Raw genomic sequence first — 19,318 nt, forward strand, 5'->3', positions numbered from 1 at the left:
TCCCATGCCCCACAGAAATCGTTCATGACCCGCATTTTTTGAAACATCGTTTCGACTTCGATCACATTTCCGTTATGAATCGAATGACTCTGTAATAAATAGCAATAAAATAAAAATAAAACGGCGTTTTATAAAACTAACGCGTCGGGTAGGTAAAAAACGAAACGAACAGGTTCAGCAGGGAAGCTGCGAGCAACCCTCGATAATAAACACAAGGTTAAAAAGGAAGCTAACGCCAGCGAAGACACCAGCAACAGATTAACTTTCCTGCCGAACTTCGGCACGGGAAAAAGCCATTACACCGAATCCGTTTTACAAACTCGTAAGCCAGGTAGGTATGTATGAATGAAAACAAGCTTTTGGGATTGGCATGGATATCGCCCTATATCATCGGGCTGATACTCTTTACCGCTTTTCCCTTTGTTTCATCTTTCTTCCTCAGTTTCACTGAGTACGATTTGATGAGTCCGCCGGTCTTTAACGGCATTGAAAACTATCGCTACATGTTGACCGAAGATTCGCTCTTCTGGAAATCCATGGGCGTGACCTTTGCTTACGTCTTTTTAACGATCCCGTTAAAACTGGCTTTTGCGTTAGGCATTGCCTTTGTTCTCAACTTTAAACTGCGCGGCATCGGCTTTTTCCGTACCGCTTACTACATCCCTTCGATTCTCGGCAGCTCGGTGGCCATTGCCGTCCTGTGGCGTGCGCTGTTTGCGATCGATGGCCTGCTGAACAGCTTTATCGGCGTGCTGGGATTTGACCCGGTGAACTGGCTTGGCGAACCGTCTCTGGCGCTGATGTCGGTGACGCTGCTGCGCGTCTGGCAGTTCGGTTCCGCGATGGTTATCTTCCTCGCAGCGCTGCAGAACGTCCCACAGTCACAGTATGAAGCGGCGATGATCGACGGTGCTTCCAAGTGGCAGATGTTTATGAAAGTGACCGTGCCGCTGATTACGCCGGTTATCTTCTTCAACTTCATTATGCAGACGACGCAGGCATTCCAGGAGTTTACCGGACCGTACGTTATCACCGGCGGCGGCCCAACCTACTCCACCTATCTGTTCTCGCTCTACATCTACGATACGGCCTTTAAGTACTTTGATATGGGCTATGGTGCCGCGCTCGCGTGGGTGCTGTTCCTCGTCGTCGCGGTCTTTGCCGCCATCGCGTTCAAGTCATCGAAATACTGGGTGTTCTACTCCGCCGATAAGGGAGGCAAAAATGGCTGATATCCAACAAATGACCCCGGCGATGGAAATTGCGGAACGTGAAGTGGCCCGTACCCTGCGCCGCGAAAAGATCAGCCGGATGATCCGCTACGTGATCCTGCTGTTCGTTGGCCTGCTGATGCTCTATCCGCTGGTGTGGATGTTCTCTGCGTCGTTCAAACCGAACCATGAGATCTTCACCACCCTGAGCCTGTGGCCGGCTCACGCCACCTGGGATGGCTTTATTAACGGTTGGAAAACCGGCACCGAGTACAACTTCGGTCACTACATGCTGAACACCTTCAAGTATGTGATCCCGAAAGTGCTGCTGACCATTATCTCCTCCACCATCGTGGCGTACGGCTTTGCCCGCTTCGAGATCCCGTGGAAGAAATTCTGGTTCGCCACCCTGATCACCACCATGCTGCTGCCAAGCACCGTCCTGCTGATCCCGCAGTACCTGATGTTCCGTGAAATGGGCATGCTGAACAGCTATCTGCCGCTGTATCTGCCGCTGGCATTCGCGACCCAAGGGTTCTTCGTCTTCATGCTGATTCAGTTCCTGCGCGGTGTACCGCGTGATATGGAAGAAGCGGCGCAGATTGACGGCTGTAACTCTTTCCAGGTGCTGTGGTATGTGGTGGTACCGATTCTGAAACCGGCAATCATCTCCGTGGCGCTGTTCCAGTTCATGTGGTCAATGAACGACTTTATCGGCCCACTGATCTATGTCTACAGCGTTGATAAATACCCAATCGCGCTGGCACTGAAAATGTCCATCGACGTCACGGAAGGCGCTCCGTGGAACGAAATTCTGGCAATGGCGAGTATCTCCATTCTGCCGTCCATCATCGTGTTCTTCCTGGCACAACGCTACTTCGTACAGGGCGTTACCAGCAGCGGAATTAAAGGTTAAGAGGGAAATATCATGGCTGAAGTTATTTTCAAAAAACTGGAAAAAGTTTACTCCAACGGCTTCAAAGCGGTACATGCTATCGACCTGAAAATTGCGGATGGCGAATTTATGGTTATCGTCGGGCCATCCGGCTGTGCCAAATCCACCACCCTGCGCATGCTGGCAGGACTGGAAACCATCAGCGGTGGCGAAGTGCGCATCGGCGAGAAAATCGTCAACAACCTCGCGCCAAAATCACGCGGTATCGCGATGGTGTTCCAGAACTATGCACTCTACCCGCACATGACCGTGCGTGAGAACCTGGCCTTTGGCCTCAAGCTCAGCAAACTGCCGAAAGATCAGATTGAAAGCCAGGTTAATGAAGCGGCCAAAATTCTGGAGCTGGAAGAGCTGCTTGATCGTCTGCCGCGCCAGCTTTCCGGCGGCCAGGCACAGCGTGTCGCGGTCGGTCGCGCCATCGTCAAAAAGCCGGACGTGTTCCTGTTCGATGAACCGCTGTCTAACCTCGATGCGAAGCTGCGTGCCTCGATGCGTATCCGTATTTCCGACCTGCACAAGCAGCTGAAGAAATCCGGCAAACCGGCCACCACCGTCTACGTGACCCACGACCAGACCGAAGCGATGACCATGGGTGACCGCATCTGCGTGATGAAGCTGGGTCATATCATGCAGGTCGATACGCCGGACAACCTGTACCACAAACCGAAAAACATGTTCGTGGCCGGCTTTATCGGCGCACCAGAGATGAACATCCGCCAGAGCAAACTGGTGGATCGCGCCGGTCGTCTGCACCTGACTATTGGTGATGAACTGCTGCCGTTAAGCGACGCGCTGCAGGAGAAAGCCAGCGGCCACACCAATCAGTCACTGTTCTACGGCGTGCGTCCGGAGTTCGTCTCCATTTCCGATGAACCTTTTGCCGAGGGCGGTTGCTCCGGCGAAATGGTCCGCGTCGAGAACATGGGTCACGAGTTCTTCGTCTACCTGAAAGTCGCCGACTATGAACTGACCGCCCGCGTTCCTTCCGATGAAGCGAAACCGATGATTGAAAAAGGGCTTCACCGTAAGGTTTGGTTCAAATTCGATATGAACAAGTGCCATCTCTTTGATGCCACCACAGAACAGAATATCTCTCTGTAACTACTGGAGTATTAAAATGAAAAAAGTGCTTTTAAGCGCCGCAATCTCCGCAACGTTGGGCCTGACCGCATTACCTTCTATGGCAAAAGATGTTGATTTACGTATGTCCTGGTGGGGCGGCAACGGCCGTCACCAGGTCACTCTGAAGGCGCTGGAAGAGTTTCATAAACAAAATCCGGACATTAACGTTAAAGCCGAATACACCGGTTGGGATGGCCATCTTTCGCGTCTGACCACCCAGATCGCCGGGGGTACCGAGCCCGATGTGATGCAGACCAACTGGAACTGGCTGCCGATCTTCTCGAAAAACGGTGACGGCTTCTACGATCTGAACAAAATGAAGGACGTGATCGACCTGAGCCAGTTCGATCCGAAAGAACTGCAATCCACCACCGTAGACGGCAAGCTCAACGGGATCCCGATCTCCGTCACCGCTCGCGTGTTCTACTTCAACGATGAAACCTGGAAGAAAGCCGGCGTCGAATACCCAAAAACCTGGGACGATCTGATGGCGGCTGGGAAAACCTTTGAGAGCAAACTGGGCAAACAGTATTACCCGGTAGTACTGGAACACCAGGATACGCTGGCCCTGCTGAATTCCTATATGATTCAGAAATATAACCAGCCGGCTATCGATGAAAAAACGAAGAAATTCTCCTACAGTAAAGCGCAGTGGGTGGAATTCTTCCAGATGTACAAAAAGCTGGTCGACAGCCACGTAATGCCGGACACCAAGTACTATGCCTCTTTCGGTAAGAGCAATATGTACGAAATGAAGCCGTGGATTCAGGGTGAATGGGCGGGGACCTATATGTGGAACTCCACCATCAACAAATACTCCGATAACCTGAAGCCACCAGCGAAACTGGATCTGGGCGCCTACCCGATGCTGCCGGGGGCCACCGATGCCGGTCTGTTCTTTAAACCGGCACAGATGCTGTCGATCGGTAAATCGACGAAAAACCCGGAAGCGGCAGCAAAAGTGATTAACTTCCTGCTGAACAGCAAAGAAGGGGTCGATACCCTCGGCCTGGAGCGCGGCGTGCCGCTGAGCAAAGTGGCGGTGCAATACCTGACCGAAGACGGCACCATTAAAGCCGATGACCCGGCGGTTGCCGGTCTGAAGCTGGCGCAATCGCTGCCAACCAAGCTGCCGGTTTCGCCATACTTTGATGACCCGCAGATCGTGGCGCAGTTTGGTACTTCGCTGCAGTACATCGACTACGGCAAAAAAACTGTCGAAGAGACGGCAGAAGACTTCCAGCGTCAGTCTGACCGTATTCTGCGCCGCGCAATGCGTTAATCCGATATCACTGTCCCTACCCCGCCGCGCCAGCTGCGGGGTATTTTTTTATCAGGAGTGAGTCATGAAAGGCAAAATCATCCCGCTGAATTTTCGCACCACGGAAGACAGCGAAACCGGTCATCGGGTGATCCGGATGACGCCCCCGCACGTCATCTGCCACCGCAACTACTTCTATCAAAAATGCTTCACCCGCGACGGCGGTAAACTGCTGTTTGGTGGCGGATTCGAAGGCCACTGGAACTACTATTTGTTAGATATCGCCGCGCAGCAGGCGATACAGCTGACCGACGGCCCCGGCGACAATACCTTTGGCGGCTTCTTATCCGCCGATGATCGCTCGCTGTGGTATGTCAAAAATAACCATCAGCTGCGCCGGGTGGATCTGGCCTCGCTGGAAGAACAGGTTGTCTACGAAGTGGATGATCAGTGGGTCGCGTACGGCACCTGGGTGGCGAACAGCGATGGCAGCAAACTGGTGGGGATTGAGATCAAAAAAAGCGACTGGCAGCCGCTGACCGACTGGGGCAAATTCCGCGCATTTTACTTTACTGAACCCGAGTGTCGGCTGATCAACATCGATCTGCATAGCGGAGAACAGCGCGTGGTCCTGCAGGAAAAACGCTGGCTGGGCCATCCGATCTACCGACCGTTTGATGACCACACGGTTGCTTTCTGCCATGAAGGACCGCGCGATGCAATCGATGCCAGAATGTGGCTTATCGACGCCGATGGCAACAATATGCGTAAAGTACGTCAGCACCAGCCCGGCGAAAGCTTCACCCATGAGTTCTGGGTTCCCGACGGCTCGGCGCTGTATTACGTTGCCCACCAGGAGAACGATCCGCACCGCTATCTCTGGCGCGCCGACCCGGCAACCCTGGAGAACCACCAGTTGATGACAATACCGCCCTGCTCTCACCTGATGAGCAACCATGATGGTTCGCTGGTAGTCGGCGACGGTTCGCCTCATCATACCGGCGATATTCAGCTTAACGATCCCTACATCTGGCTGTTCGATCTGCGCTCTGGCGAGCAGAAAGCAATTTGTCGCCATGACTCCACCTGGACGGTGATTAACGGCGAACGTCAGGTCAGCCACCCTCACCCTTCGTTTTCACCGGATAACCGCTGGGTGCTGTTTACCTCGGACAAAGAAGGTATGCCGGCGCTGTATCTGGCTGAAGTCTGAACGTAGTAACACCCCGTCCGGCATCACGGACGGGGCTTAACCACAATCTGGCCGATTACTCTAGCTGCCAGGCACCGGCTTCCGAGAGCAGTGCGCTACCGTTGCAGGCGAATAACGACAGCGACCGGCGCTCAGCCTCCGGGTAAATACGGCTGCTCAGGCAGGCCTCACCTTCATTGACAAACACTTCCACCGAAGACCGATCGAAAAACAGGCGCAGCCTGAGCGGCGATGTCAGGGAGATCGCGGCGCTGCGAACACCGCACAGACCGTGTTGCGGATAGTGGCGCTCCACGACCAGCCGCTGCATCTGGGCATCAACATAAATGCGCAGGCCGTCACCATAGCTCAGCCCATACTGTTCCGCGGTGCTGCCAGCGCAATCCCAATGCAGAATCACTTCCATCGCCTCAGCGTTTTCCACCATCAGCGACTGCTGGTTGTTCAGGGTGCTCACCGGCCAGGGGAACCAGGCGCCACGCAGACACTCCACCTCTTGCGCCGGGCGCATCAGCAGAAGATTGTCCGCCCCCAGCATCAGCTCCCGCGGCAGCGAGAGCATGCCCGACCAGCCATCCTCCTGCTCCGGCAGCGGCGATTCCCACATATCCAGCCAGCCGATGATGAGGCGGCGACCATCGGGCGTCAGGAAACTTTGCGGTGCATAAAAATCATGGCCGAGATCCAGCTCAACAAATTCCCCGTCGCGAACAAACGGCTGCCCGGGCTGCCACTCGCCGGTCAGATAGCCGCTCTGAAACAGATTGCGGTTGTGATAGCCATGAGCCGCCATGCCTTGAGGTGAGAACATCAGCACCCGCTTATCGCCAAGGGTAAAGAAGTCGGGGCACTCCCACATATAGCCCATCCCGGCTTCGGCTTCATCAAGGATCCCTTCGTCGTGCCACTGGCGCAGGTCGGCCGAGCGGTACAGCCGCACCTGCCCGGTATCGCCGACGCGGGCGCCGACCACCATGTACCAGTTTTCCCCTTCACGCCACACCTTTGGATCGCGAAAATGATGCAGCCCCGGCGGCGTATCCAGCACCGTTCCCTGACGCTCGAAGTGCACGCCATCGCGGCTGGTGGCCAGGCACTGAACCTGATAAAGATGTTCTTCGTTACCGGCCTCACCATGGAATTTATGCCCGGTATAAATCAGCGCCAGGGTATCGCCATCCACCACGGCGGAACCGGAGAAGCAGCCGTCTTTATCCTCCGGCCCTTCCGGCGCCAGCGCTACCGGCAGATGCTCCCAGTGAACCAAATCCTTGCTACGGGCGTGGCCCCAGTGCATCGGCCCCCACTGGGTGGAGTACGGATGATGCTGATAAAAAGCGTGATACCAGCCGTCAAACCAGACCAGGCCATTCGGGTCATTGATCCAGCCCGCCCGTGCGGCGAGGTGATAGCGGGGATACCAGCGCGGATTCAACGCGTCGCTTTTCTGCTGCAGTTCCTGTTCGGCGTTAGCAATGGTGTAAGTCATATTCGTCACTCTTTTCATTCAGATAGCGGAGGGTTGCGACATCAACGGATCCGAAGATGACCGGCTGGAGCGCAACAAGAAAATGGAGATAAAAGTGGTGCAGAACACCAGCAGGCCCATGATCAGATAGGACCGGGCGAAGCCATAAATCTCGTAGCTGTAGCCCGCCAGCGGCGACAGCACCGTGGCAATCACCGAGCTGGTGCAGGCGAAGCCGACCAGGTACAGCGTCGAAGAGAGACGTTTATCGAAGTTGATGCTGTTGTATTTAAAAATCGCCACCAGCAGCACCGGCAGCTCCACCGCATGCAGCAGCTTGGTGATGGAAATCAGCAGCGGCCCTTCCACCAGGCCAGAAGCGACCATACGCAGCGCCATAACCATCCCGGCGAAAATCAGCCCGTTTTTCGCCCCGATGCGGTTAACCAGCCACGGTGCACAGAACATGCCGGCGGCTTCAAGGAACACCTGGAACGAATTGAGGTAACCGTACATCGCGTTCCCTTCCTGCAAGGTCGCGAACTGCGAGGAGAAATAGACCGGGAATTGCTGGTCGTAGACGCCGTAAATACAGGTGCCGACGACGAAAAACACCAGCGCCCAAAAGCGCGGCAGCGTCAGCAACCGCAGCGCATCTTCCAGCGTCACTTTGCCGCCCGCGATCGCTTCCTGCATGGCCTGCGGCGCGGACGAAACCCGCAGCCGCGCCAGCAGAATAAAGAACACCACACCGGAGCAACTGGCGACCGCAAAGTTGAGTTTCGGGTTGATGTTAAACAGCAGGCCGGCAAAAAAGGTCGCCACCGCCCAGCCCAGCGATCCCCACATCCGCGCCCGGCCAAACTCAAACTGACTCTGGCGCGCCACGCGCTCGGTGTAGGACTCGAGCACACCAATACCGCCGTTAAAGGTTAAGCCGATATAGATCCCGCCGAAGATACTGCCGAGCAGCACGTTCATTTTCAGCAGATAGCCAAACAGTAAATAGGCCGGTCCCGAGAGGATCAGCAGCACGGTGAGATACCAGAGCAGGTTTTTACGCAGCCCGAGCTTATCCTGAATAAAACCGTAACAGACCTGTGCAAACAGGGCCGACACCGACAAAACGGCATAGATAATCCCGGTATCGCCCGCCTTCAGCCCCACCTCCTGGTGTAACCAGATAGAGAGCAAAGAGCCGGAGGAAGACCAGGTCACAAAAAAGAAAAACAGTAAGGCACTGAGTAACGGATAGCTGTGAGAGTGATGTGCTTTCATCATGACATGCTCGTGTAGGGGTGACGAATGCAATGGTAACGTTAACAAAAAACATAAATCATGGCGTTTTGCTGCGATACATGATGTTAATCACAAAAGTTAACGTTAACATAATGGAGATGCGATCGCGATCAAAGATTCGTCACCCCAGCACCCGCATCGCGTGCGATAGAATATCGCATGATCCTTTTACATCAGTGAGTTAGTTGTATAGCCTGTGGCAGGGCAGCAACGGTGGAGTATGAAAGATGGCATCCTTGAAAGATGTAGCAAAACTGGCAAACGTATCTCTGATGACCGTTTCGCGGGCGCTGAATAACCCGGAACGTCTCAAGCCTGAGACCCTGGCCCGCGTGCAGTCCGCCATCGAGCAGACCAACTACGTCCCTGACCTTTCCGCCAAGAAAATCCGCGGCGCGCACGCCACGCCGAATACCATCGGCGTGCTGGCGCTGGATACCGTCACCACCCCGTTTTCGGTCGATATCACGCTGTCTATCGAAGAGACCGCCCGGGCGCACGGCTGGAACAGCTTCGTGGTGAATATGTTCTCCGACGACAGCCCGGACACCATTGTCGACCTGCTGCTCTCCCACCGCCCTGACGGTATCATCTACACCACCATGGGGCTGCGCCAGGTGCCGGTACCGGCCAAACTGCTGACGCTGCCCTGCGTCCTCGCCAACTGCGAAAGCCTCAACGATCCGGTCGCCAGCTATATTCCGGATGATGAGCAGGGTCAGTACGCCGCGGTGCAGGCGCTGCTGGCCGCTGGCTATCGCAACCCGCTGTGCCTGCATCTTCCACAAAACCATCTGGCAACCGTGCGCCGCCGCCGGGGGCTGGAACGCGCCTGCCGGGAGGCCGGTATCGCGCCGGAAACGCTCACCCATCACTACATGGCCCTGGGCGATCGCCATTATCATGATATTCCCGCTATGGTGCTGGCCGGTATTCGCGAGGGGAAAGCGCAGTTCGACGCGGTGATCTGCGGTAACGACCGCATCGCCTTTATGGTCTATCAAACGTTGCTGGGACTGGGATTGCGGATCCCGCAGGACGTGGCAGTGGTGGGTTATGACAATATGGTGGGGATTGGCGATCTGTTTTTACCGCCGCTGTCGACGGTGCAGCTTCCGCACTATGATATCGGGCGCCTCAGCGCCCTGCATATTATTAACGGGGACAGCCATCGGGAGACGGTACGCGTCGCCAGCCCGTGGCTACCCCGTTCATCACTGTAATTAAATCCCAATATCGCGCAGCTTTTCGCCCGCCATCAGCTTACGTTCGATATGCTCGAGGGTGACGTTTTTGGTTTCCGGAATCAGCCAGAAAGTCACGCCGATAAACGCGACGTTCAGAACGGTGTACAGCCAGAAGGTCCCGGCGGCGCCAATCGAATCAAGCAGCGTCAGGAACGTCGCGCCGATAATCATGTTCGACACCCAGTTCGTGGTAGTGGAACAGGTGATCCCGAAGTCGCGGCATTTCAGTGGCTGAATTTCGGAGCACAGGATCCACACTACCGGCGCGGCGCTCATCGCATAGCCAGCAATACACATCATGGTCATGCCGACCGACAGCCAGGAAAGGCCGCTGGAGGCGGTGCCATTATCGAACTGCATCAGGCAGTAGCCTAACACCAGGGTTCCCAGTGCCATGACGCTAAAGCCGATTTTCAGCGCCGGTTTACGCCCGGCCTTATCGACGGTAAAGACGGCGATAAAGGTGGCGAACATAAAGGTCAGGCCAACCACCAGGGTGGCAACCATCTGCTGTTCGGTGGTGGTAAAACCGGCCATCTTAAAAATACGTGGCGCGTAGTACATGATGATGTTCATCCCGGTAAATTGCTGCATCGCCTGCAACAACATGCCGAGGAACACCGCGCGACGGACGTTACGGTTGATTTTAAACAGCGCCCAGCCGCCCTGCTTCAGCTTCAGGCTTTCGCGGATTTCATTCAGCTCATCGCGGGCTTTTTCTGAGGTATCACGCAGCATACGCAGGACCTCTTCCGCTTCGACATGGCGCCCTTTTTCCGCCAACCAGCGTGGGCTGTTCGGCAGGAAAATCACCAGAATAATCAGCAGCACGGCCGGCAGAGCCAGCACGCCCAGCATCGCCCGCCAGTTACCGCTATAGCTGAACGCGGTATCGGACAGGAAGGCCATCACGATACCCAGCGTGACCATCAGCTGATACATGCTGATCATCTTGCCGCGCACGTTTTCACTTGCCATTTCAGAAAGATACAGCGGTGCGGTATAGGAGGCGATCCCAACGGCAACGCCCAGCACGATCCTCGCAGCCAGCAGCATTTCCACGCTGCTCGCAAACGCCGAACCGAGGGAACCGGCAACAAACAGGACCGCCCCGACCATCAGGCTGTATTTGCGCCCAAGGCGAAACGAGAGCCAGCCGTTAAACAAGGCGCCAATCGCCGCCCCCAGCATCATGCTGCTCACCACCCACTCCTGAAGCCGGCTGGATAAGACAAAATGGTCGGTAATAAAGGGCAACGCCCCGGCAATGACCCCAATATCAAGGCCAAAAAGCAATCCTGCCACCGCGGCAGCAATCGAAACGAACTGGTTCATGCGTCGGGTATCGCGCTGATTACGCGGCATTGCCGTCACGCCATCACTGATTGAAGTCATTTTTTCCTGCCTGAGCAAAGTAAGACGTGCACTGAAAGTACGTGATTGACGCGATAATGTGTCAGGGAGGACAGGTCAAAGATATGGACTAATTTGCTGGCAAAGCCTGTTTTGTGATGGACATTCAACTTTCAATACAACAATGAATAATATCCGAACAACGATAAAGCCGCTTAAATAAAGGGACTCATGAAATTCATAACAAATGAATATGGATTATTCCTGCTTTTGAGTATGGACAATTATTATTGCGATATAAAAAAACCTGCCGCAGCAGGTTTTTTTATTGGACGCTAAGAGGCACTCAATTAGCGCGCCAGCCAGCCGCCATCGACCGCAACGGTATAGCCGTTGATGTAATCCGATGCGCCGGATGCCAGGAACACCACCGGACCCATCAGGTCAGACGGCAGACCCCAACGACCCGCCGGGATACGGTCAAGGATCTCGGTACTACGCTGTTCGTCAGCACGCAGCTGCTGGGTATTGTTGGTGGCCATATAGCCCGGCGCGATGGCGTTCACGTTGATGCCGTGCTTCGCCCACTCGTTCGCCAGCAGACGGGTCACGCCCATCACGGCGCTTTTCGATGCGGTGTAAGACGGCACGCGGATGCCGCCCTGGAAGGAGAGCATCGAGGCGATGTTAATGATCTTGCCGCCGTTGCCCTGAGCGATAAAGTGCTTCGCCGCCGCCTGAGACATAAAGAACACGCTCTTAATGTTCAGGTTCATGACGTCATCCCAGTTCTTCTCGCTGAACTCAATGGCATCTTCACGACGAATCAGACCAGCGTTGTTCACCAGAATATCGATATGACCGAATTCAGCTACCGCACGCTCCAGCAGCTGCGGGATACCATCAATCTGGCGCAGATCGGCCGTCAGGCTCAGGAAACGACGACCCAGCGCGGTGACACGCTCGATGGTTTCCGTCGGTTCAACAATGTTGATACCCACAATATCGCAGCCCGCTTCCGCCAGACCTACCGCCATACCCTGGCCCAGTCCGGTGTCGCAGCCCGTTACTACTGCCACTTTACCCTGTAGAGAGAATGCATCGAGAATCATAATTTATTCCTTAATCTTTCAGAGCCCGTACAACACAGGCAAGGTTCTATTCGTTGTCCGGCCCGCAACCCGCACGGCTCCTGACGCCTGGGGAAACGCCCGGAGCGTTATCCGTAATAGAAAAATAAAACACAGTTTTGCTTTGCTATTGCGGCCATCTTACCCCTTGAGAAAATTGTTTTCAATTTTTATTAAAACGATGTTTCATATTTTCACGATGTAATTATCAAAAATGCAAAACGGATCACGAAGCGTGTCCCTGATCACGAGGAAAAACCATTAAAAAAACATTAAAATACAGTCAATTAAACAATCTTCAAAAAAAGACAAAACAAGGCAATAAGTGAGCATGAAATCAAAGTTAGCCGTCGTCGCGCGGCCAGAGACGGGAAAAAACTGCGATCCAGTGCAAGATTTTATGGTGATTTGCGTTCGCCATCACAAATAATGAAACAATGTTTTGATAAATTAACACCCATCTTTTAAATCAACTTCACCTGGCGACGCGCGCCCCCTTCGCGGCTGGCGATACTGCAGGAAAGAAAAGGAGTACATCATGGCTAAAGGCATGCGGGTAAAATTAAACTACGAAGTCAGTCACGATCCGGATACCGGCGCGGAAATTACCCGCTTAACCCCACCGGAAGTAACCTGTCATCGTAACTATTTCTATCAGAAGTGTTTTTTCAATGATGGCAGCCATCTGCTGTTTGCAGGCGAGTTCGACGGTCACTGGAACTACTATCTGTTAGATATCGCGAAAGCCGAAGCCATCCAGTTGACTGAAGGGGCTGGCGACAACACCTTCGGCGGTTTCCTTTCCCCGGATGACGCTTCACTGTATTACGTGAAGAACGACCGCACGCTGCTAGAAGTGAACCTCACCACCCTTAAGGAGCGCGAAGTGTATCGCGTCTCCGACGAGTGGGTCGGCTACGGTACCTGGGTTGCCAACAGCGACTGCACCAAACTGGTCGGCATCGAAATTGCCAAAAGCGACTGGACGCCGCTCAACGACTGGCAGATTTTCCATGATTTCTTCCATAAAGGTCCACACTGCCGCCTGCTGCGCGTTGATTTAAAAACCGGGGCCAGCAGCGTGATTCATGAAGAGAAGAACTGGCTGGGCCACCCGATCTATCGCCCATTCGACGATAACACCGTCGCTTTCTGCCACGAAGGCCCGCACGATCTGGTGGATGCGCGTATGTGGATGGTCAATGAAGACGGCAGTCATGTTCGCAAAGTCAAAGAGCATGCGGAAGGCGAGAGCTGCACCCATGAGTTCTGGGTGCCGAACGGTTCAGCGCTGGTGTACGTCTCTTATCTGAAAGGTCAGCAGGGACGTACCATTTACAGCTTTAACCCGGATACCGGCGTCAACACCGCGTTGATGCAGATGCCGGCCTGTTCCCATCTGATGAGCAATTTTGACGGCACGTTGCTGGTTGGCGACGGCTCCGGTACGCCGGTAGATGTGAAAGATACCAGCGGCTACACCATCGATAACGATCCGTATCTGTATGTTTTCGATGTCGCGAAGCAGGCTTACTATCGCGTTGCGCGTCACGATACCTCCTGGGCGACGGTGGCGAACAGCCGTCAGGTTACCCACCCGCACCCGTCGTTCACGCCGGACGACAGTGCCATTCTGTACAGCTCTGATAAAGACGGTAAGCCGGCGCTTTACATTGCCAAATTGCCTGAAAACCCAGAGATGTTAAAAGCATAACGTAGACTTTTTGATTGAGTGTTTCTGTAACTGGCCTTGCCCTCCCCCGCGGAGGGCTTTTTTTTGGCTGGTAATTCAGGGGAATGGGATGGGGAGATGAATTAAACTGGCTGGCATGTTTGCCCATCTAAATAAATATTCCCCCGCTTTTACGTTTCGCCAAAAACAGAAAACCCCGGCCAACTACGCCAGGGTCATCATCAAAATTGGTTTTCTTAGAAGGTGTAAGCCACACCTACACGGAAACGCGTCTGGCGATCGCTACGGTCATTCACCCCAACGTTACCTAACTCACCATACGGCGCCCAGTTTTTATCCAGCTTATACGCCACTTTCAGGTTGTATTCCTGCGAGTACGGCTTGTTGTCGTTACGGTTCACGCCTTCGGAACTACGTGCATACACATAGTTCAGCTCGGCACGCCAGTCGCCAAGGACATAACCGGCCCACGCATCGCCACGGTTCACTTTATCATCTTCTTTACCCGCGCTGGCCGGATAGCGGGTGTAGTCATAACGGTAACGGGCGGCTACATAGAAGCCATTATCGAAGCTGTACTGCACGCGCAGGTTCGGTTTGTAGATTGAGCGGCTATCGTTACTCTCGATATTAAATCCAGGCGTTACTGAGAAATTCTTATTGGCCTTCCACTGCCAGCTAATGGTCTCCTCGTGACCATTACCAACGAAATCTGAATAAGGCTGGTCGGTATTATCGCCACCTGATTTCCACTTCGCCTCGACGGAGAAGCCGAAGCCATTAGCAAAACGATGTGAGACCGCAACACGGTCGGCGTTAGTTTTATCGGTTTTACCACCATCAATAAATTCATGACGCAGATCGACGGTTACAGCAGATGCAGAGAAAGTTGCAGCACAGAGCGCAGCCAGAGCCAGAGTTCTTGCAAACATGGGGTACCCCTCAAAATTAAAATTATGTTTCTATTTTATGAAACTGGATTTTATTTTTATACACTCATGTTTTAGTGATCGAGATCGTAATTATTTGTTTCAAAAAACATGGCACAAGAAGACGTGACAAAGCTCACCAAAAAACGCCCCGGCGGGACGTTTTCACGGTGGTGTTTTGCAAAAAACAGGAATAAAAAAAGCCTCCGACCGGAGGCTTGATAAATAATCGTTAAAGAAAGAACTTATTCGCGTTCCACCGCCAGCGCCACGCCCTGCCCGCCGCCGATACACAGCGTTGCCAGCCCTTTACGGGCATCGCGCTTAATCATCTCGTGTACCAGCGACACCAGGATACGACAGCCAGAAGCGCCAATCGGGTGGCCCAGCGCAATCGCGCCGCCGTTGACATTGACGCGACGCTCATCCCACTCCAGCACCCTTCCCACCGAAATCGCCTGCGCCGCAAAGGCTTCGTTCGCTTCGATAAGATCAACCTCATCCAGGCGCCATCCGGCTCTTTCCAGACAACGACGCGTCGCATGCACCGGTGCAATGCCCATCAGCGCCGGATCGACCCCGACGCTGGCAAATGCGCGGATCCGCGCGAGGATCGGCAGGCCAAGCTCCTGCGCTTTGCTCTCGCTCATCATCATCACCGCCGCCGCCCCATCATTGATGCTCGAGGCGTTACCGGCGGTCACCGATCCCAGACGGTCGAAGGTCGGCAACAGGCTCGCCAGCCCCTCTGCGCTGGCATCCACCCGCGGCTGCTCGTCGGTATCGACCATGCGCGGGGCGCCATTTAACTCGGTGCTCACCGGCACGATCTCATCGCGAAAACGCCCGGAGTCAATCGCCCGCCGGGCTTTATGCTGTGAACTCAGCGCCCAGGCATCCTGAAGCTCACGGCTGATGCCATACTCCCGCGCCAGGTTTTCCGCGGTCACGCCCATATGGTAATCGTTGAAGGCATCCCACAGGCCATCATGCACCAGGCTGTCAATAAGCTGGCTGTTCCCCAGCTGCGCACCGGTACGGCTATCGGTGAGAACATGCGGCGCGCGGCTCATATTTTCCTGGCCACCGGCAATCACCACATCGGCTTCGCCGCACTGGATCGCCTGGGTCGCCAGATGCAGCGCCTTCAGCCCGGAGCCACAGACATCGTTAATCGTGATGGCGGAAACGGTATTCGGCAGCCCGCCACGAATGGCCGACTGCCGCGCCGGATTTTGTCCGGTGCCAGCCGTTAATACCTGCCCGAGGATCACCTCATCCACACTGTGGGGGTCGATACCGGCCCGCTCCACCAGCGCCTTCACTACCAGACTTCCCAGTTCCACCGCCGAGTGTCGCGCTAAGGTCCCCTGAAAACAACCGATTGGGGTCCGCAACGCACCGACGATCACGACATCTTTCATCCTCTACCTCTGGCCTGCCTCTGCGCAAAGAAACAGCAACATAGTAGAGAATTGTTATCAAAAAATTTCGCAATTGTTTAAAAAAAGTGAGGTAAATCACAAAGAATTGCGACTGCCTCAGTGCTCCTGGTGCTGTAAATGCTGACGCAACCAACTCCCGGCTTTTCCCGGTGGCGCCCGCTTATTCCATAATAAATCCACGGAAATAGCCCGTGGCCAACCGGGAATGTTCAGTGCAACCAGGCCACCTGAACCGGCAAACTCCTCCACCAACGCGCAGGGTAAAATGCACCATCCCAGCCCCTGCACCGTCATACTGAGCAGCAATAAATAGTTAGGGGCGGACCACACCTGCCCCTTTGCCGGTTCCGCCGGGTTGCCAAGGAAAGTACTGAGACGGAGCTCGCGCCAGCTATGCAGCTCATCCCAGATCACCCGCTCCTGCAGGGCCAGCGGATGCGTCGGCGCAACGTAGATAGCCATCGCGGTTTGCAACGGCAGTCGGGTACTGCCGATCTCTGTCGGATAGCGGTCTCTGGCCTCAATTAACCCGACCTGCGCACGCTCCTTTTGCAGCAGGTCAATGACGTCCTCATCTTCACCAATCAGGCACTCAAACTCGGTATGGGGAAAGCGCCGGTCGAACTGCTGTAACAGGTCTTCCAGCACGTCCGGATGGAGGGTGTCAGAAAGCACGAAGGTGAGGCGCGCCTCGGTCTCATCCGAGAGCGAAATAGCCAGCTCATCCAGGCGTTCGCTGGCCGCCAGAATCGCTTTGACGTAGCTCAGCACCTGCTCCCCCTGCGGGGTAAGCGTGGGCTGCCGGGTGGAACGGTCAAACAGTTCCACTCCGAGGTCGGTTTCAAGATTGGCAATCGCGGTGCTGATGGTGGACTGGCTTTTCCGCAAGCGGCGGGCGGCGGCAGAAAACGAACCGCAGGCGACCGCTTCCACAAAAGCGATCAGAGCTTCAGGTGAATAGCGCATGAACTATCTACTTTATCGATGGAACCTATCTTTTGTTTATCACAATTATCCATAAAATGCGGCATAAATTCTGACAATAGATTTCCCATCCCTGAAGGGGTCGATCGGAATAATGGTTTTATCGGAGGCCATACACCATGCAACAGAATACGTTACAACGTAAAACGCTGACAGAACGCGTTATCCATGCGGTCAGCTTTGAAGGGCTCGCCACGCTGATCCTCGCCCCAACCGCCGCCTGGTTGATGCAGCGCTCGGTCGTCGAGATGGGTGGGCTGAGCATCCTGCTCGCCACCCTGGCGATGGTATGGAACCTGATTTATAACGCCGTTTTCGATCGCCTGTGGCCTGTTTCTCGGGTGATACGCACCCTGAAAGTGCGCGCCCTGCATGCGATCGGCTTTGAGAGCGGCTTCATTATCATCGGGGTCACCGCCGTGGCATGGGTCCTCGGCGTCTCGTTGATCCAGGCATTTATGCTGGAAATCGGCTTTATGTTGTTCTTCCTGCCCTACACCATGCTGTTTAACTGGCTGTGGGATACCTTGCGCGAGCGGGTCCTGAAATATCGCCAGCAGCGAATGCTGGCCCGCAGCTAATCGATACGCGACGCCGGGAGGCCACCCGGCGATCGCCGCGCTTATTTGTCATCCTAAACTATCGCCACGGCTCATCCATTGTTGTGGTAAATTACACTCCTTTTTTTTGGTTTTACGGTTGATAAATTCACACGATGTCTAAAATTTGGTCAAAAGAAGAAACTCTTTGGAGTTTTGCCTTATATGGCACTGCCGTAGGCGCTGGTACCCTGTTTTTGCCGATCCAGCTAGGATCCGCGGGCGCCATTGTCCTGTTCATTACTGCCCTCGTCGCCTGGCCGTTAACCTACTGGCCGCATAAAGCCCTGAGTCAGTTCATCCTCTCCGCGAAAGCCGTCCCCGGCCTCGGGATCACCGGTGCGGTCAATCACTACTACGGCAAGAAAGTGGGGAACCTGATCACCGCGCTCTATTTTCTCGCCTTCTTTGTCGTGGTGTTGATTTACGCGGTCGCCATCACCAACTCCCTGGCGGAGCAGCTGAGCCGGCATATGCCGATTACGCCAGGCGTTCGCGCGCTGCTGAGCCTCGGCGTGGTGATGGTGCTGAATCTGATCTTTTTGATGGGTCGTCACATCACGATTAAAGTGATGGGCTTTCTGGTGTTCCCACTGATTGCCTGCTTCCTGTTCCTGTCTGTCTATCTTATCCGCGACTGGCAGCCAGACCATCTCACCAGCCAGATGCAGCTGACTTCGCACACGTTCCACCAGATCTGGATCTCGATTCCCGTGATGGTTTTCGCTTTTAGCCATACGCCTATCATTTCGACTTTTGCCATCGATCAGCAGGAGAAATACGGCGAGCAGGCCATGGGTAAATGCAAAAAAATCATGAAGGTGGCCTACACGATCATCTGCGCCAGCGTGCTGTTTTTTGTCTTTAGCTGCTTGCTGGCGATCCCGGCCTCCTATATTGAGAATGCGCGAAATGAAGGGGTAACGATCCTCTCCGCCCTCTCGATGATGCCGGGTTCTCCGGCGTGGCTGGCGGTGACCGGAATTGTGGTCGCCGTGGTCGCCATGTCCAAATCGTTCCTTGGCACCTACTTCGGGGTGATTGAAGGCGCCAGCGAAATCGTCAAAACCACGCTGAGTCAGGTGGGCGTTCGGAAAAGCCGCGCTTTTAACCGTGCGATCTCGATTCTGCTGGTCTCAGCGCTGACCTTCGTGGTCTGCTTTATCAACCCGAATGCCATCTCGATGATCTACGCCATCAGCGGACCGCTGATCGCCATGATTCTGTTCATCATGCCAACGCTGTCGACCTACATTATTCCGACCCTGAAGCCATACCGCTCCGTGGGTAACTTCATCACTCTGGTCGTCGGACTGATGTGCGTTTCCGTGATGTTCTTCAGCTAAACTCCCCTCTGCGGCGGCGGTTCTTACCGCCACCGCACGTTCTGCCAACATTCCTGTCGCGAC

At 54.6% G+C, this 19,318-nt stretch carries 16 protein-coding genes and 1 pseudogene; 9 read left to right on the top strand and 8 right to left on the bottom strand.

Annotated elements, in window-relative coordinates; genetic code table 11:
* Window positions 1-341 precede the first annotated feature (341 nt).
* The 5 genes from ACMYSO_RS09415 (at window position 342) to ACMYSO_RS09435 (ending at window position 5,762) form a co-directional block, all read left to right on the top strand.
* Window positions 342-1,232 (top strand): carbohydrate ABC transporter permease, encoded by an 891-nt coding sequence (locus ACMYSO_RS09415; protein WP_434583232.1) that lies wholly within the window; start codon window positions 342-344, stop codon window positions 1,230-1,232.
* A complete protein-coding gene (locus ACMYSO_RS09420) occupies window positions 1,225-2,127 on the top strand; it encodes a carbohydrate ABC transporter permease (protein WP_434670279.1) in 903 nt (300 codons plus the stop codon). Before ACMYSO_RS09415 ends, ACMYSO_RS09420 begins: the two co-directional genes overlap by 8 nt.
* A 12-nt stretch (window positions 2,128-2,139) precedes the next feature.
* Window positions 2,140-3,267 (top strand): ABC transporter ATP-binding protein, encoded by a 1,128-nt coding sequence (locus ACMYSO_RS09425; protein WP_434670281.1) that lies wholly within the window; start codon window positions 2,140-2,142, stop codon window positions 3,265-3,267.
* 16 nt (window positions 3,268-3,283) lie between these two features.
* Complete coding sequence (locus tag ACMYSO_RS09430; RefSeq protein ID WP_434583230.1) at window positions 3,284-4,570, top strand: ABC transporter substrate-binding protein; 1,287 nt, start codon at window positions 3,284-3,286, stop codon at window positions 4,568-4,570.
* A 64-nt stretch (window positions 4,571-4,634) separates the two neighbouring features.
* Window positions 4,635-5,762, top strand: a complete 1,128-nt coding sequence (locus ACMYSO_RS09435) for an oligogalacturonate lyase family protein (RefSeq protein ID WP_434670282.1) — start codon at window positions 4,635-4,637, stop codon at window positions 5,760-5,762.
* A 55-nt stretch (window positions 5,763-5,817) separates the two neighbouring features.
* Here ACMYSO_RS09435 and ACMYSO_RS09440 read toward each other — a convergent pair whose 3' ends face one another.
* The 3 genes and pseudogenes from ACMYSO_RS09440 to ACMYSO_RS09450 form a co-directional block, all read right to left on the bottom strand.
* Window positions 5,818-7,251: a glycoside hydrolase family 32 protein gene (locus ACMYSO_RS09440; RefSeq protein ID WP_434670284.1), complete on the bottom strand. Its 1,434-nt coding sequence runs from the start codon at window positions 7,249-7,251 to the stop codon at window positions 5,818-5,820.
* 18 nt (window positions 7,252-7,269) lie between these two features.
* Window positions 7,270-8,511, bottom strand: a complete 1,242-nt coding sequence (locus ACMYSO_RS09445; RefSeq protein ID WP_434670286.1) for an MFS transporter — start codon at window positions 8,509-8,511, stop codon at window positions 7,270-7,272.
* A 58-nt stretch (window positions 8,512-8,569) separates the two neighbouring features.
* Window positions 8,570-8,647: pseudogene (locus ACMYSO_RS09450) on the bottom strand (hypothetical protein); the annotation flags it as partial.
* A 109-nt stretch (window positions 8,648-8,756) separates the two neighbouring features.
* Here ACMYSO_RS09450 and ACMYSO_RS09455 point away from each other — a divergent pair.
* Window positions 8,757-9,752, top strand: a complete 996-nt coding sequence (locus tag ACMYSO_RS09455; RefSeq protein WP_434670288.1) for a LacI family DNA-binding transcriptional regulator — start codon at window positions 8,757-8,759, stop codon at window positions 9,750-9,752.
* Here ACMYSO_RS09455 and araE read toward each other — a convergent pair whose 3' ends face one another.
* Both araE and kduD read right to left on the bottom strand, forming a co-directional pair.
* The gene (araE, locus tag ACMYSO_RS09460) at window positions 9,753-11,171 is read right to left on the bottom strand and encodes an arabinose-proton symporter AraE (protein WP_434670290.1); all 1,419 of its coding nucleotides are present in this window, start codon (window positions 11,169-11,171) and stop codon (window positions 9,753-9,755) included.
* Window positions 11,172-11,479: 308 nt separating this feature from the next.
* On the bottom strand, window positions 11,480-12,241 hold the full coding sequence (gene kduD, locus ACMYSO_RS09465; protein WP_123756640.1) for a 2-dehydro-3-deoxy-D-gluconate 5-dehydrogenase KduD: 762 nt from the start codon (window positions 12,239-12,241) through the stop codon (window positions 11,480-11,482).
* Between the two features lie 556 nt (window positions 12,242-12,797).
* On the opposite strand from kduD, the gene ACMYSO_RS09470 reads away from it, so the two are divergent.
* Window positions 12,798-13,973 (top strand): oligogalacturonate lyase family protein, encoded by a 1,176-nt coding sequence (locus tag ACMYSO_RS09470; protein ID WP_434583223.1) that lies wholly within the window; start codon window positions 12,798-12,800, stop codon window positions 13,971-13,973.
* Between the two features lie 215 nt (window positions 13,974-14,188).
* On the opposite strand, the gene ACMYSO_RS09475 is transcribed toward ACMYSO_RS09470, so the two are convergent.
* The 3 genes from ACMYSO_RS09475 to ACMYSO_RS09485 all read right to left on the bottom strand — a co-directional run bounded on the left by ACMYSO_RS09475 (window position 14,189) and on the right by ACMYSO_RS09485 (window position 17,292).
* Complete coding sequence (locus ACMYSO_RS09475; protein WP_434583222.1) at window positions 14,189-14,884, bottom strand: oligogalacturonate-specific porin KdgM family protein; 696 nt, start codon at window positions 14,882-14,884, stop codon at window positions 14,189-14,191.
* A 242-nt stretch (window positions 14,885-15,126) separates the two neighbouring features.
* On the bottom strand, window positions 15,127-16,305 hold the full coding sequence (locus tag ACMYSO_RS09480; protein ID WP_123756636.1) for an acetyl-CoA C-acetyltransferase: 1,179 nt from the start codon (window positions 16,303-16,305) through the stop codon (window positions 15,127-15,129).
* Between the two features lie 117 nt (window positions 16,306-16,422).
* On the bottom strand, window positions 16,423-17,292 hold the full coding sequence (locus ACMYSO_RS09485; protein ID WP_434670292.1) for a LysR family transcriptional regulator: 870 nt from the start codon (window positions 17,290-17,292) through the stop codon (window positions 16,423-16,425).
* A gap of 137 nt (window positions 17,293-17,429) precedes the next feature.
* Between ACMYSO_RS09485 and ACMYSO_RS09490 the strand changes: the two genes are divergently transcribed.
* Together ACMYSO_RS09490 and ACMYSO_RS09495 are read left to right on the top strand one after the other, a co-directional pair.
* Entirely contained in the window at window positions 17,430-17,891 is a 462-nt protein-coding gene (locus ACMYSO_RS09490; RefSeq protein ID WP_434583219.1) for a multidrug/biocide efflux PACE transporter, read from the top strand.
* A 134-nt stretch (window positions 17,892-18,025) separates the two neighbouring features.
* A complete protein-coding gene (locus ACMYSO_RS09495; RefSeq protein ID WP_434670294.1) occupies window positions 18,026-19,255 on the top strand; it encodes an amino acid permease in 1,230 nt (409 codons plus the stop codon).
* The last annotated feature ends 63 nt before the right edge of the window (window positions 19,256-19,318 follow it).

Source organism: Klebsiella sp. B345, assembly GCF_051131735.1.
Lineage (GTDB): Bacteria > Pseudomonadota > Gammaproteobacteria > Enterobacterales > Enterobacteriaceae > Klebsiella.

Excerpts from the sequence above, each read along its gene's own strand:
- ACMYSO_RS09445 (WP_434670286.1), bottom strand. The coding sequence starts at position 8,511 with ATGATGAAAGCACATCACTCTCACAGCTATCCGTTACTCAGTGCCTTA.
- ACMYSO_RS09480 (WP_123756636.1), bottom strand. The coding sequence starts at position 16,305 with ATGAAAGATGTCGTGATCGTCGGTGCGTTGCGGACCCCAATCGGTTGT.
- ACMYSO_RS09470 (WP_434583223.1), top strand. The coding sequence starts at position 12,798 with ATGGCTAAAGGCATGCGGGTAAAATTAAACTACGAAGTCAGTCACGAT.
- ACMYSO_RS09415 (WP_434583232.1), top strand. The coding sequence starts at position 342 with ATGAATGAAAACAAGCTTTTGGGATTGGCATGGATATCGCCCTATATC.
- araE (WP_434670290.1), bottom strand. The coding sequence starts at position 11,171 with ATGACTTCAATCAGTGATGGCGTGACGGCAATGCCGCGTAATCAGCGC.
- ACMYSO_RS09475 (WP_434583222.1), bottom strand. The coding sequence starts at position 14,884 with ATGTTTGCAAGAACTCTGGCTCTGGCTGCGCTCTGTGCTGCAACTTTC.
- ACMYSO_RS09455 (WP_434670288.1), top strand. The coding sequence starts at position 8,757 with ATGGCATCCTTGAAAGATGTAGCAAAACTGGCAAACGTATCTCTGATG.
- ACMYSO_RS09425 (WP_434670281.1), top strand. The coding sequence starts at position 2,140 with ATGGCTGAAGTTATTTTCAAAAAACTGGAAAAAGTTTACTCCAACGGC.
- ACMYSO_RS09485 (WP_434670292.1), bottom strand. The coding sequence starts at position 17,292 with ATGCGCTATTCACCTGAAGCTCTGATCGCTTTTGTGGAAGCGGTCGCC.
- kduD (WP_123756640.1), bottom strand. The coding sequence starts at position 12,241 with ATGATTCTCGATGCATTCTCTCTACAGGGTAAAGTGGCAGTAGTAACG.
- ACMYSO_RS09430 (WP_434583230.1), top strand. The coding sequence starts at position 3,284 with ATGAAAAAAGTGCTTTTAAGCGCCGCAATCTCCGCAACGTTGGGCCTG.
- ACMYSO_RS09420 (WP_434670279.1), top strand. The coding sequence starts at position 1,225 with ATGGCTGATATCCAACAAATGACCCCGGCGATGGAAATTGCGGAACGT.
- ACMYSO_RS09440 (WP_434670284.1), bottom strand. The coding sequence starts at position 7,251 with ATGACTTACACCATTGCTAACGCCGAACAGGAACTGCAGCAGAAAAGC.
- ACMYSO_RS09495 (WP_434670294.1), top strand. The coding sequence starts at position 18,026 with ATGTCTAAAATTTGGTCAAAAGAAGAAACTCTTTGGAGTTTTGCCTTA.
- ACMYSO_RS09435 (WP_434670282.1), top strand. The coding sequence starts at position 4,635 with ATGAAAGGCAAAATCATCCCGCTGAATTTTCGCACCACGGAAGACAGC.
- ACMYSO_RS09490 (WP_434583219.1), top strand. The coding sequence starts at position 17,430 with ATGCAACAGAATACGTTACAACGTAAAACGCTGACAGAACGCGTTATC.